The 12,483-nt window shown below is 71.9% G+C and carries 14 protein-coding genes and 1 riboswitch; of the genes, 7 read left to right on the top strand and 7 right to left on the bottom strand.

Annotation, left to right across the window (positions count from 1 at the left end; translation table 11 throughout):
* Nucleotide 1 precedes the first annotated feature (1 nt).
* Nucleotides 2-1,093, bottom strand: a complete 1,092-nt coding sequence (gene nicT / locus AC069T_RS07960) for a Nickel transporter NicT (RefSeq protein WP_478781903.1) — start codon at nucleotides 1,091-1,093, stop codon at nucleotides 2-4.
* Between the two features lie 28 nt (nucleotides 1,094-1,121).
* Nucleotides 1,122-1,360: riboswitch (cobalamin riboswitch) on the bottom strand.
* Nucleotides 1,361-1,439: 79 nt separating this feature from the next.
* Here nicT and AC069T_RS07955 point away from each other — a divergent pair.
* The 4 genes from AC069T_RS07955 to AC069T_RS07940 all read left to right on the top strand — a co-directional run bounded on the left by AC069T_RS07955 (nucleotide 1,440) and on the right by AC069T_RS07940 (nucleotide 4,476).
* On the top strand, nucleotides 1,440-1,799 hold the full coding sequence (locus tag AC069T_RS07955) for an ArsR/SmtB family transcription factor (protein WP_478781902.1): 360 nt from the start codon (nucleotides 1,440-1,442) through the stop codon (nucleotides 1,797-1,799).
* Nucleotides 1,800-1,933: 134 nt separating this feature from the next.
* A complete protein-coding gene (locus tag AC069T_RS07950) occupies nucleotides 1,934-2,323 on the top strand; it encodes a cell division protein SepF (protein ID WP_476750058.1) in 390 nt (129 codons plus the stop codon).
* 726 nt (nucleotides 2,324-3,049) lie between these two features.
* Nucleotides 3,050-4,147 (top strand): AAA family ATPase, encoded by a 1,098-nt coding sequence (locus AC069T_RS07945; protein ID WP_478782082.1) that lies wholly within the window; start codon nucleotides 3,050-3,052, stop codon nucleotides 4,145-4,147.
* Nucleotides 4,144-4,476, top strand: coding sequence for a nucleotide pyrophosphohydrolase (locus AC069T_RS07940; protein ID WP_478781901.1), 333 nt, complete (start codon nucleotides 4,144-4,146; stop codon nucleotides 4,474-4,476). Before AC069T_RS07945 ends, AC069T_RS07940 begins: the two co-directional genes overlap by 4 nt.
* A 120-nt stretch (nucleotides 4,477-4,596) precedes the next feature.
* Here the strand turns inward: AC069T_RS07940 and AC069T_RS07935 are convergent, their stop codons facing one another.
* On the bottom strand, nucleotides 4,597-4,737 hold the full coding sequence (locus AC069T_RS07935) for a hypothetical protein (RefSeq protein WP_478782097.1): 141 nt from the start codon (nucleotides 4,735-4,737) through the stop codon (nucleotides 4,597-4,599).
* On the opposite strand from AC069T_RS07935, the gene AC069T_RS07930 reads away from it, so the two are divergent.
* The 3 genes from AC069T_RS07930 to AC069T_RS07920 all read left to right on the top strand — a co-directional run bounded on the left by AC069T_RS07930 (nucleotide 4,676) and on the right by AC069T_RS07920 (nucleotide 8,102).
* Nucleotides 4,676-5,143 (top strand): DUF6099 family protein, encoded by a 468-nt coding sequence (locus tag AC069T_RS07930; protein ID WP_388782664.1) that lies wholly within the window; start codon nucleotides 4,676-4,678, stop codon nucleotides 5,141-5,143. The two genes, AC069T_RS07935 and AC069T_RS07930, sit on opposite strands and share 62 nt — an antisense overlap.
* Nucleotides 5,144-5,407: 264 nt before the next feature.
* A complete protein-coding gene (locus tag AC069T_RS07925; RefSeq protein ID WP_478781900.1) occupies nucleotides 5,408-6,331 on the top strand; it encodes an LLM class F420-dependent oxidoreductase in 924 nt (307 codons plus the stop codon).
* A 535-nt stretch (nucleotides 6,332-6,866) separates the two neighbouring features.
* Nucleotides 6,867-8,102, top strand: a complete 1,236-nt coding sequence (locus tag AC069T_RS07920; protein WP_478781899.1) for an acyl-CoA dehydrogenase family protein — start codon at nucleotides 6,867-6,869, stop codon at nucleotides 8,100-8,102.
* A gap of 90 nt (nucleotides 8,103-8,192) precedes the next feature.
* Here AC069T_RS07920 and AC069T_RS07915 read toward each other — a convergent pair whose 3' ends face one another.
* The 5 genes from AC069T_RS07915 to AC069T_RS07895 are packed head-to-tail and all read right to left on the bottom strand — an operon-like array spanning nucleotide 8,193 to nucleotide 12,031.
* A complete protein-coding gene (locus tag AC069T_RS07915; RefSeq protein ID WP_478781898.1) occupies nucleotides 8,193-8,786 on the bottom strand; it encodes a GAF domain-containing protein in 594 nt (197 codons plus the stop codon).
* A 31-nt stretch (nucleotides 8,787-8,817) separates the two neighbouring features.
* Entirely contained in the window at nucleotides 8,818-9,420 is a 603-nt protein-coding gene (locus AC069T_RS07910; protein WP_478781897.1) for a GTP-binding protein, read from the bottom strand.
* The gene (locus AC069T_RS07905) at nucleotides 9,398-9,778 is read right to left on the bottom strand and encodes a DUF742 domain-containing protein (RefSeq protein ID WP_358850326.1); all 381 of its coding nucleotides are present in this window, start codon (nucleotides 9,776-9,778) and stop codon (nucleotides 9,398-9,400) included. Before AC069T_RS07905 ends, AC069T_RS07910 begins: the two co-directional genes overlap by 23 nt.
* Before the next feature lie 2 nt (nucleotides 9,779-9,780).
* On the bottom strand, nucleotides 9,781-10,218 hold the full coding sequence (locus AC069T_RS07900) for a roadblock/LC7 domain-containing protein (RefSeq protein ID WP_358850325.1): 438 nt from the start codon (nucleotides 10,216-10,218) through the stop codon (nucleotides 9,781-9,783).
* Nucleotides 10,219-10,258: 40 nt separating this feature from the next.
* Entirely contained in the window at nucleotides 10,259-12,031 is a 1,773-nt protein-coding gene (locus tag AC069T_RS07895; protein ID WP_478781896.1) for a sensor histidine kinase, read from the bottom strand.
* Nucleotides 12,032-12,483: the final 452 nt, after the last annotated feature.

The following is a 12,483-nucleotide window of genomic DNA, read 5'->3' as shown; positions in this document are numbered from 1 at the left end:
GTCAGCCTCCGTCGGCCGGGCGCACCGCCCACCGCTGCTCGACCCTGGCCAGCCGCCAGTAGGCGAGCGCGGCGGCCCACACGACCACGAACAGACCGACGATGATGAAGCCCACGTTGTCTAGGTCGAGACCGGCGATCCAGCCCGTGACCGCGTCCCGCAGGTCGAGCCGGTCGTGCAGGACGCCGACCAGTTCGATCGTGCCGATCAGGAACGCCACCGCGATCGACAGACCGGTGATGGTGAGGTTGTAGAACACCTTGCGCACGGGATTCGAGAAGGCCCACTGGTAGGCGAAGTTCATGAACGTGCCGTCGAGGGTGTCGAACAGGCTCATGCCCGCGGCGAACAGCAGCGGCAGGCACAGGATCGCGTACCAGGGCAGCCCCGCCGCGGCGCCGCTGCCCGCCATCACCATCAGCGTCACCTCCGTCGCGGTGTCGAAGCCGAGGCCGAAGAGGAAGCCCAGCGGGAACATCTGCCCCGGGCGGCTGATGGACTTGGTGAAGCGGCCGAGGATCCGGTTCATGAACCCCCGTGAATCCAGGTGTCCTTCGAGTTCCTTCTCGTCGTACGTCCCCGCCCGCATCGCGCGAAAGACCCGCAGGATGCCCAGCAGGGCCACGAGGTTGAGCGCGGCGATGAGGTAGAGGAACACGCCCGAGACGGTCGTACCCATGACGCCGAGCACCTGGTGCGTGCTCGACCCCTCGTTCATGATCCGCCCGGCCAGCTGGGTGCCGCCCGCGATGAGCGCCGCGAGGAGGACCACCACGCTGGAGTGGCCGAGCGCGAACCAGAACCCCACCGACACCGGCCGCTTGCCGTCGGCCATCAGCTTGCGCGTCGTGTTGTCGATGGCCGCTATGTGGTCGGCGTCGAAGGCGTGCCGCATGCCGAGCGTGTACGCGGTGACGCCGAGGCCGATGCCGAACGCCTTGGAACCGACCTCGTAGTGCGCCGGCACGACCAGCAGGAAGAGCACCCCGAACGCGACGACGTGCAGGGCGGCGATCACCGCCAGCAGGCCGGCGGTACGGACGGTGTCCTCGCGTCGCCATCGGAAGGCGGCGGGCCCGGTGGGCAGGGTCATGCGGTCACGCTCCAGCACCTCGTGGATCACTTCGTGAGATGCCGTGGCCGGTCTCCTGGCTCGCGGGTACCTCCCGCACGAGCCGAAGCCGGGTGTGGCGGAGGGTCGACGCGCTCGCCCCTGCCTTCCCGGCCGTCCGGCCAGTGGCGCCGCCCTGGAGCGGCACGGGACGGGAACTCCCCGATCACAGTGGCGAGGGCCGCTCCGGACTGAGCCCCTGAAAGGCTGTCACCGGTCTTCCCGAACACCACGGCCCGCCAACCTTAGGTGCCGCCCGTCAACCGCTGCAAGCCTGCACAGTTGCGCAGGTATCGAAGATCACAGTGCCGCCTGGAAGAATGCCGTCATGCATCTCGTCCCCGCCGACCGTGCCGACCGGCGCACCATCGACGGCCACCGGGTCTGCGACGCCGTCGCCGCCATCGGCGAGCCCGCGGCCGTACGCGCCTGGGCCGACCGCTTCTCGCTGCTCGCCGACCCCGGCAGGCTGGCGCTCCTGCTGGCGCTGCACCGGGCCGGGCCCCTGGCGGTGTCCGACCTGGCGATCGCGACCGGCATGAACGACCCCGCCGTGTCGCAGGCGTTGCGCCTGCTGCGGACGGCCGAGGTCGTCGTCGGCGAGCGGGAGGGACGCGTCGTGCGGTACCGCCTGACGGACGGGCCGGTCGCCGCGCTGCTGGCGCACTGCGGTACGGGTATCGCCTGATTCCGGACGTGCTTCCGCGAGCCGTGCCGCAAGGAGAGCTGTCGCGGACCGTGTCGCTGTTCGGCCGAACGGGTGACCATGGGTAAGAATTGCCTGGTGCAGACAACCATGGCGAGCCAGGGCGGGGATGGCCAGTGAACAGCCACGACGTCACCGATGAACAGTGGGAAGGGCTCGCCCAGGTCGTTCCGTTGCGCGGCCGGGACGCGTGGCCGTCGGCCGTCGGCCACCGGTCGATACCCGAGGCCCCGACCGAGGCGCGGCGCCGCTTCGTGGTCCTGCGGGTCAACGTGTTCGCGGACGCCCGTGAGGTCGCCGAAACACTGATGGGCGGCACCCCCGTGCTGCTCGACCTGACGGGCGCGGAGACCGATGTCGCCAAGCGGGTACTGGACTTCAGCACGGGCGTGGTCTTCGGCCTGGCGAGCGGGATGCACCGGGTCGACCGGAACGTGTTCCTGCTGACGCCGCCCGGTACCGAGGTGCAGGGGCTGATGGAGAGCGCGGGGGTCCCCGGGCTGTGACCGGGGGTGACGTCCCCGGGGTGGCCGGCGTCCCCGGGGACGCCATCAACGGGCGTGATCCCTCGAACGAAGGAAGATCGCCCGGCCGGAACGGTTCGCCTGGCGGCGGAGTCCTACCGTCCGGATATGACCGCGTCACCTCTGCCGCCGCTGCCGGCCCCGTCACCCTTGCCGGCCTTACCGTCCCCGGCGTCCCCCGCGTCCCCGGCGTCCGCGCCGTCCGCGCCGTCCGCTGAGCATCGGACGTCCGCCGGACACGGCACGGATGCCGGACACCGCACGTCCGCCGGACACCACACGGATGTCGAGGCCCGCCCGGATGCCGGGGTGCGCCTTGGCACCGGGGCTCGCCCGGGCGTCGGGGTGCGTCCGGACACCGGGGCCCGCCCGGATGTCGGGGCCCGCCCGGATGTCGGGGCCCGCCCAGGCACCGGCGTATGTCCGGACCGGCCCCTCGGCGCGGAGCCGGACACATGGGAGCGCGCTGCCGAGCCGGAGAGGCGGGAACGGGTTCCCGAACCGCGTGCCGCGGCCCCCGGGATCCTCGCAGCGCCCGTGGCGGCGCCGGGTGTTCCCGAGACGGCGCCGCCCGCGCCGAGAGCCCCGCACACGCGGCCGGACCGGCCGAGCGCGCCGCCCGCGCCGAGCGCCCCGCACACGCGGCCGGGCCGGCCGAGCGCGCCGCCCGCGCCGAGCGCCCCGCACACGCGGCCGGACCGGCCGAGCATCACGCGCCTCCGGCTCTCCGCCTTCGCGGGACACCGCGGCGCCGCCTTCGAGCTCGGGCCGCTGACACTCTTCGCGGGTCCCAGCGGCAGCGGCAAGTCCACGGCGCTGCGGGCGTACGAGGCACTGGCGCGGCTCGGCGGCGGGGCCGAACTGGGCGAGGTGTTCCCGGACCCGGCGGCCTGCGTTCCCGAAGGGGTCCGCCCGGACGCCCAGCGCCGGCGCGGTTTCCGTATCGGCTGTACGGCGGACGGTCCCGAGGGCCCCGTCCGCCTCGACCTCGCCGTACAGGCCGAGCCCGAACTGCGCATCGTCGGCGAACGGCTGACGGCGGGCGGCCTCGTCCTGCTGGAGACGGCGCTGCGGGATCCGAGCCGCTCCGTCGTCCAGGCGGCCTGGCACACGGCGGGCGCGTCGCCGGTCACCCGGGGCCCGCTCCCCGACGACCGCCTCGGTACCGCGCTGCTGCCCCTGCGGGTCGCGGGCAAGACCGACGGCCAGCGCCAAGTGCTCGCCGCCGCCGAGCAGATGGTGATCGCCCTGCGCTCCGTCTTCGCCTGCGACCCGCAACCCCCGTCCATGCGCGCACCCGTGCCGGCCGGCGGCGGGCGCCTGCTGCGCGGCTGTGACAACGTCGCCGATGTCCTCTGGCGGACCAGGACCGAATGCGCACGGCGCCACGGGCTGCTGGTGGCCGCGGTCCGGGCCGGCTGCGCGGGCCCGGTCGCCGAGCTGCTCGCCGAGCCGCTGCCCGACGGCGGGGTCCGCGGGCTGCTCGACCGGGGTGACGGCCGCCGCACGCACCTGGGACTGCTGGGGGACGGCGAGTTGAGGTATCTCGCGCTGGCCCTGGTGCTGCTCACCGGACCCGGGGTGCTGGAGGTGGACACCGCCGGAGAGGTCCCGGCGGCGCTGCAGACGCTGACGGTGCTGGCCGACGGCTTCGACCGTTCGCTTGATCCCCGGCAGGCCGGGGAACTCCTGCGGCTCGCGGCGCGGATGTGCGAGAGGGGACACATCCGGCTGGTGGGGGCCGTGAGCGACGCGTCGGGGGCCGCGGAGGTGGTCGGGGCCACGGTGGTAGACCTGGGGGCGTGACGGAACTGGACGTGTCGTACTTGCAGCGCCGGCTGGCCGGGTTCGCGGCCGCGCGGAACTGGCAGCCCTACCACACCCCCAAGAACCTGGCCGCCGCGCTCAGCGTGGAGGCGTCCGAACTGGTCGAGATCTTCCAGTGGCTGACGCCTGAGGAGTCGGCCCGGGTGATGGACGACCCGGACACCGCGCACCGCGTGAGCGACGAAGTCGCCGACGTGCTCGCCTATCTGCTCCAGTTGTGCACGGTGCTCGGCGTGGATCCGCTCGCGGCACTCGACGCGAAGATCGACCGCAACGAACGGAGGTTCCCGCCCCCGGAGGGCCGCTGACTGGCTCACGGGCCTTCACGCCCCACTCCGTCAATCACTCTCAGTAGTGGTCAAGTTGTCCACAGCCGATTCTGTGTCCACAGATTTCGGGCTACCTCTGGCTTTTCGTCCCGCGTGCCCTCACTCTGGGTAGTGGACGGCGGAGTTCGGGCAGACGTGCGAGAGCGCGTCGGACAGACGGGGGCAGCGCATGGATGCGATGCGGCTCATCGTGACGAGCAGGCGTGCCCTGGCGGGAAGCGGCGAGGTGCCGGAGATCATGAGGGAGGTGTGGCAGGCGCAGGCCCTGGCGCAGGCGATCGGCAGTCGCCTCGCCGTGTCCGGTCCCCCGGAATTACGCGGTGAGGCCCTGGGGCTCACGGAGTTGGCGGGCAGAGGCTGCGGCGTCCTGGACGCGCCGTCGCTCGGCGTGGGTGACCTGCGGGCCGCCCGGCTCACCGACCTGGGCGATGCCCGGCAGACCCTCCTCGATCTCGGGTGTCTGCTCGGCGAAGTGGGCATCGCGCTCGTCGGCATCGCCTGCGCGGCCGACGACGAGGGGACGTACTGGCAGTGCATGGAGGCGATCGACGCGGCGGACGAGTCCCGTGACCGGGTGCTGGAGATGCTGCGGCGCCTCGCGGTCCGGGAGGAGGAGATGGTGGAGCGGGACCGCGCGGCGGGATGAGGGGCCGGTGCGGCTTGCCGGCCGGGGCGGGGCGGGAGGTCTCCCCGGCCAGTAGCCCCGGCGGGCGGGCCGCCGGGAGTGACGCGCCGGTGACGGGTGCCCGGCGGTCCGGCTCCGCCCGAGCCGACGATCACCGGCGAACCGGGTCGCTGCCGCGGACCCGCACCGCACCCGGGGCCGACCGGTTCTCACCCGGCCGGGGGCGGGCGCGGCCGGCGGGACCGGCGGAGTCGGCCCCCCCGTTCGACCGTGCAGGATGGAGGCATGGATCTGCGCATCTTCACCGAGCCCCAGCAGGGCGCCACCTACGACACGCTGCTCACTGTCGCCAAGGCCACCGAAGACCTCGGCTTCGACGCCTTCTTCCGCTCCGACCACTATCTCCGCATGGGCGAGGCCGACGGGCTGCCCGGGCCGACCGACGCCTGGATCACCCTGGCGGGGCTCGCCCGCGAGACCAAGCGCATCCGGCTCGGCACGCTCATGACCGCCGGCACCTTCCGGCTGCCCGGCGTGCTCGCCATCCAGGTCGCGCAGGTCGACCAGATGTCGGGCGGCCGGGTCGAACTGGGCCTGGGAGCGGGCTGGTTCGAGGAGGAGCACAAGGCGTACGGCATTCCGTTCCCGAAGGAGAAGTTCGCCCGCCTGGAGGAGCAGCTGGCGATCGTCACGGGACTGTGGGCGACGGAGGTCGGCGCGACCTTCGATCACCACGGCACGTACTACGACCTCACCGGCTCGCCCGCGTTGCCGAAGCCGGCGCAGGCGAAGATCCCCGTGCTGATCGGCGGCCACGGCGCGACCCGCACGCCGCGCCTCGCCGCGCAGTACGCAGACGAGTTCAACATCCCGTTCGCGTCCGTCGAGGACAGTGAGCGCCAGTTCGGCCGGGTGCGTGCCGCGGCGGAGCGGGCCGGGCGCGAGGCCGGTGACCTGGTGTACTCCAACGCGCTGGTGGCCTGCGTCGGTAAGGACGACCAGGAGGTGGCGCGGCGCGCCGCCGCGATCGGCCGCGACGTGGACGAGCTGAAGGCCAACGGGCTGGCGGGCTCTCCGGCCGAGGTCGTCGACAGGATCGGCCGGTATGCGGAGATCGGCGCCGGGCGCATCTACCTCCAGATCCTCGACCTCGACGACCTGGACCACCTCGACCTGATTTCGGCGCAGGTGCAGTCGCAGCTGACGTGACGGCCTCGGCGCGGGCGCCGGTCCGGCGCCGGTTGTCCGCCTGGTGAAGCGGATATAGGGGGACATGGCGCGGGGGGCCGGCCCAGGGCCGAACTGGATGCATGCCCATGGACGGGCGGTTCCATCCGCGCTCCGCTCACGTTGGCCGAAGTGTGCCGACGAGGCTGCGGACGCGGGTAGAGGGCGGGGCGTCAGCGGCCGGCGGGAAGGTGACGGACCGCGCATTTCCGTAGGTGCCTGCTCCCGGGGCAATTGCCTGATGGGCAGGCCTGGTTGGAGGAGGCGTCAGGTCCGCTTCCGCTTGGGTCACTCGGCTCTCGTTACTGTCCGTTCGTGACCAGGTTGCGTGCCGCATCGCACATTTCAGCTCAGTTCGCAAGACGCAGAGTTTGAGTCAAAGAAGGCTGGCGATCTTGGCCGAGATGGATCGATAAGACGACAATCCTACAGACGGTCTGCCTGGAGGCGGAGAACCACTGCCGAAGGACGTCCCTCCACACCCGAACGGTCGTGGGGGCAGCGCGGAGGAGGGGTTGTGCAGCGGTACTTCACCACGAGATGGCACGAGGATCTGCGCCAGCGGGTACGCGAGTTCGCCGAACGCGAGGTGCGGCCCCGCATACCCGAGATGGAGGCGTCCCGGACCGTGGCGCACGAGGTGTCCCGGCTCATCGCCCGGCAGGGCTGGATCGGCGTCACCGTCGACCGGTCGTACGGCGGAATGGGGGCCGGCCACCTGGCCAAGACGATCATCATCGAGGAACTCGCCCGGGTCAGCGGGGCGATGGGTGCCATGGTGCAGGCGTCCCAGCTCGGCGTCGCGAAGGTCATCCACTATGGCAACGATGTCCAGAAGGCCACCTGGCTGCCGCGCATCGCCGCCGGCGACTGCCTGCCGACCATCGCGACCACCGAGGAGGAGTCCGGCGGCCACGTCCTCGCCATCCGTACCACCGCCGTGCGGGACGGCGACGACTACATCCTCAACGGGCACAAGGTCTTCGTCGGCAACTCCCACGTCGGAGACCTGCACGGCGTGATCGTCCGCACCGGTGAGGGGTCGCGGGGACTGTCCGCGTTCCTCGTCGAGGCGGACCGCCCCGGCTTCTCGCTCGCCGGACAGCAGCCCGCCATGGGACTGCACGGCTTCAGCTTCGGCAAGCTGATCTTCGACAACTGCCGTGTCCCCGCGGCGAATCTGCTCGGCAGGGAGGGCGACGGGCTCGCGGTCGCCTACTCGTCGAGCGTGCTCTACGGCCGCCCCAACCTGACCGCCGTCTCCCTCGGCATCCACCAGGCCGTCCTGGAGGAGACCACCGCGCTGTGCATCGAGCGCGAGCGGTACGGCGCGTCGCTCGGCGCGCTCAACAACATCAAGCTCAAGCTGGGCCGGATGCAGCACCGGCTGATGACCGCGCGGCTTGCGGCCTACCACGCCGTACACCAGCTGGACCAGGGCAGACCCTGCGACGCGGAGCTGATGAACGCGAAATACCTGAACGTCGAGTCGGCCATCGAGTCGGCCCGGGACGGCATGGAGATCCATGCCGCGAGCGGGCTGTTCACCGACCGGCCCATCGAGCGGTACCTGCGCGACGCCCACCACATCTACGCCCCCGCGGGCACCTCCGACATCCAGCTCCTGCGTCTGGGCGAGGTGGCGCTCGGCACGGCGAAGGGCGAGTGGTCCGAGCGGCTGGCCGACGTGGTGCGGCTCGGTCCGACGGACCACCTGGAAGAGGACGACCGGCTGGAGACGGCCGGGGTGTGAGAGCGCGGGGAGCCACGGACACAGTGCCGTGCCCGCGGCTCCCGTCCCTGATCCCGTGCCGCCGGGGCCGCCGGCCGCCGGGAGCGGCGCTCAGTGCCCGCCCCGCTGCTCCTCCATCTGACGGAGCCGGTCGACCATCGCCTGCGCGTTCGCCTTGATGATCTCCAGACCCTCCCGCCCCCACGGGCGGGTCTCCGGGGCGATGACGCAGATCGTGCCGAGGGCCATTCCCGAGTTCCAGTCGATCAGCGGCGCCCCCAGATAGGAGCGGATGCCGATCTCGTCGACGACGGGATTCCCGGCGAACCTCGGGTAGTCGCAGACGTCTTCCAGCACCAGGGCCTTGCGGCGCACGACGACGTGCGGACACCAGCCGTGGTCGCGCGCCATCACGCGGCTCGTACTGGCCTGCTGCGGCTCCAGCTCGACCCCGGGCTGGCCGTCGGCGGGCGTGTAGAGACCGGCGAAGAACTGGCGGTTCTCGTCGATGAAGTTGACCATCGCGTAGGGGGCGTTGAGGGTCCGGGCCAGATTGCGGGCGAACTCGTCGAACTCGGGGACGGGGGCGTTCCCGATGCCGAGCTCGCGCAGCCGGGCCACCCGGGCCGGGGCGTCCTTGTCCTCGGGCGTCACCAGCATCTGGCCGGTCGGGTCGTACTGCGTGTAGGGAACAGGCGCGGACATGCAGGCTCCATTCGGGGGCGCTGAGCGTGCGTCAGTGCAGCGGGGTGGGCTCCGCGGCCGACATGCCGGGAGCCGGGGTGAGCAGGTGCTCCACGAGTGCGATCAGCACCCGGGTGCCGGAATTGCACTGCCGGGCGTCGCACATCACCACGGGGATGTGGGGCTTGAGGTCGAGCGCGGCGCGGACCTCGTCGGGTTCGTAGAGATAGGCACCGTCGAACTCGTTGACGGCGACGACGAAGGAGATGCCGCGCCGCTCGAAGAAGTCGACGGCGGCGAAGCAGTCCTGGAGGCGGCGGGTGTCCGCGAGGACCACGGCTCCCAGCGCCCCGTTGGACAGTTCGTCCCACATGAACCAGAACCGCTCCTGCCCCGGCGTGCCGAAGAGGTACAGGACCTGGTCCGGGCTGAGCGTGATGCGGCCGAAGTCCATCGCCACGGTGGTGGTCGTCTTGTCCTCGACGCCGACCAGGCTGTCCGTGCGGGCGCTGACCTGCGTCAGCAGTTCCTCGGTGCTCAGCGGCGCGATCTCGCTGACCGCTCCGACGAAGGTGGTCTTGCCGACCCCGAATCCTCCGGCGATGAGGATCTTGAGGGCGGTGGGGAAGGGGTCAGAGCCGCTTGCGTAGGCCATGCAGCACCGCCTCCAGGAGGTTTCGGTCGGTCGGGGAGGCCGCCTCGATGGGGCGGGGCGCCCGCGTCGTGAGCGCCTTGTGCGAGACGAGGTCGGACAACAGGACTTTGGTGATGACGGCCGGCAGCCGCATGTGGGCGGCGACCTCCGCCACCGACAGCGGATGACCGCCGCACAGGCTGAGGACCTGGTCGTAGTCGGGGCCGAGGTAGGTGCTCGGCCTCGTGCCGGTGGCCATGACGAGGGTCAGCAGGTCGAAGTGGGCGGTGGGACGGGTGCGCCCGTTGCTGACGGCGTACGGCCGGACTAATCGTCCGGCCTCGTCGTCCAGCCACGAGTCGTCCTTCGCGTCCGACATGCTCAGCGCCCCGCATCACGCGGCACGTGGGTTCCCTGCTGCCGCGGAGCCGTGACGAGGTAGGGCCGGACGCTCTTGACCAGCATGGCCATCTCGTAGCCGAGCACCGCGGCGTCGGCCTCGCGGCGGGCCAGGACGGCCAGGACGGCGCCGGAGCCCGCCGAGGACACGAAGAGCAGGGAGGTGTTCAGCTCCACCACCACCTGGCGTACCTCGCCGCCACCGTCGAAGCGGTGGCCGGCGCCGCGGCCGAGCGAGTACAGACCCGAGGCCACGGCGGCCATGTGGTCGGCCTCGTCGGCGTCGAGCCCGTACACGGCCTTCTTCAGCCCGTCGGAGGACAGCAGCAGTGCGCTGCGGGTGTGGGGGACCTTCTCGACGAGGCCCTGCAGGAGCCAGTCGAGATTCTGGTTCGAGCTGGTACGGGTGTCGCTCACCATGGTGGTGCTCTTTCTCCTTGGGGGGTGAGTACGGGGCCTGCTAGCGAGAGTGGTCAGCGGGGTCCTCGTCCGACACGGCGTCGGCGAGGCTGACCCCTCTCTGGAACGCGGCCATCAGTCCCGGATCGTGTTCGCCTTCCGGCATGCCCCCCGACATGCGTGCGGTGGGCGCGTCCCGGAGCTCTGGGGCCAGGTGCTCCTGCGCTCGGCGCTGCGGCAGCGCCGGCCGCCCGGAGCGGCGGTCGTCGCTGTCGTACGGGCCTGGTACGTGGGGTGACGGGCTGTGCTGTGCGTGCTGCTGCGGGGCGTACGGCTGCGGCGGAGCGCCGTGGTGCCGCTGCGGGGTGTACGTGGCCTGCGGGGGCGCGGCCGCCGGCTGCTGCTGCGCGGGACGCTGCGGCAGCTGGGTCCGGGTCATCGGCTGCGCGGTGTCCAGCGGCGGAGGTGTGTACCGCGCCTCGGGGGCCGCCTGTACGGCGTGGGGCTGCGGCGGGGCGGCGTGGACCGGCCGGGCCGCCTCGTGCGCCGCCTGGTGGGGCGCCGGGGGAGAGTCGTCGCCGATGAGGCCGACCGGCAGGACCAGGATCGCCTGGACGCCGCCGTAGATGTTGCCCTGGATCCGCACCACGATGCCGTGGCGGCGGGCCAGCGCGGACACCACGTACAGGCCGATGCGGCCGTCCGCGAGCAGCTTGCTGATGTCGATGCGGTCGGGGTTCGCCAGCAGGGCGTTGATCCGGTCCTGCTCCTCCTGGGACATGCCGAGGCCGCGGTCCTCGACCTCCACGGCGATGCCCGCGGTCACGCGCTGGGCGCGCAGCAGCACCTGGGTGCCCGGGTCGGAGAACGCGGTGGCGTTCTCGACGAGTTCCGCGAGCAGGTGGATGACGTCGGCGACGGCGTGACCGCGCAGGGAGCCCTCGAGCGGCGGGACGAGCTTGACCCGGGAGTAGTGCTCGACCTCGGCGATCGAGGACCGCAGCACCTCCATCATCTTGACCGGCTTGGTCCACTGGCGGCGGGACACCGAGCCGCCGAGGACCGCCACGTTCTCCGCGTGCCGGCGGATACGGGTCGCGAGGTGGTCGACCTGGAAGAGGCCCTTGAGGAGTTCGGGGTCCTCGACCTCGTTCTCCAGGTTGTCGAGCATGTTGATCTGGCGGTGGACGAGGCTCTGCAGCCGGCGGGCGAGGTTGACGAAGACCTCGACCCGCTCCTCGCTGTCCGAGGGCGTCCCGTTCTGCGCGGCCTGCGCGATGGCCGCCCGGGTGTGCCAGACGCTCACCGTCAGGTCGTGGGCGAGCCGGCCGACGGGATCGTGCACGTCGGCCGGCGGGGCCGGCTCCTCGAAGTGCGGAAGCTCCACCGGCTCGCCCGTCGCCAGCCGGCGCGCCATCTCCTGCACCTCGGCCAGATGCTGTCCCACCTGGCGGCGCAGCGCGGACGCGTGGTGCTCGGCGGTCAGACGGGCGTCGGTGGAGCCGTCCCGTGCGGAGCGCCGTGCGTCGGCGGCGCCGGCCCGCGCGGCGAGGACCAGGACACCGCAGCCCAGTACGGCGGCACCGGCGAGTACGCCCCAGGTGGCGGCGTCGGCCGCGCCGGACTGGGCGAGCAGCACATAGCCGACGGTGGCCCCGGCGAGCAGTGCCATGAGGGCCGCGGGCAGCACCGCGAGGCGGACGGCGCGGGAGCGGGCCGCGGAGTCGGTGTCCCCGCCCTGCGCGGGGGGCCTGCCGTGCCTGTTTCGGGCCGGACTCGCAGCGGTCGTCCGACCGGAATCCGAGCGCACTGCATAGGCCGGGGATTCAGACATGGGAGTCCTCTCGGTCGGCGCGGGGGTACACAGCGGTACGCCGTCGGCCAACCGTCAACTCGGGTACGCGGACAGGCAGTTAATAGCACCGCCACCCTACGCCACTGTCATCAATGCACCGTACGCGCCCGAGGGTGCAAAACGTCGCGAACCGGCTGCTTAAACCCCCGGAAAGAAGGAGCGTTGATCCACCAGGGGTGACTCCGGCCTATGCCCGAGGTGTGTCTACGGCGCCAATAGACACATTTGCGACGAGCGGCACCATGCCGGTGATGAAGGGGATTCCCGGGGCGAAAAATCCCGGAGGGTACCCCGGGCCTTCGCTGTAAGTTGTGCGGGCGCGCCGGGAAACCGTGATCGACGGCGCGCTCTCCCATCGCGGCGGCTCGACGCGGCCCGCGCAGGTGCACCCGTCGTGCACGGCGACGGCCGATCCGACGGGTACGCGGCAC

The organism is Streptomyces sp. NPDC043867 (assembly GCF_056435845.1).
Note: the sequence above shows the minus strand (reverse complement) of the source record. Positions and strands in the feature narration are given on the sequence as shown.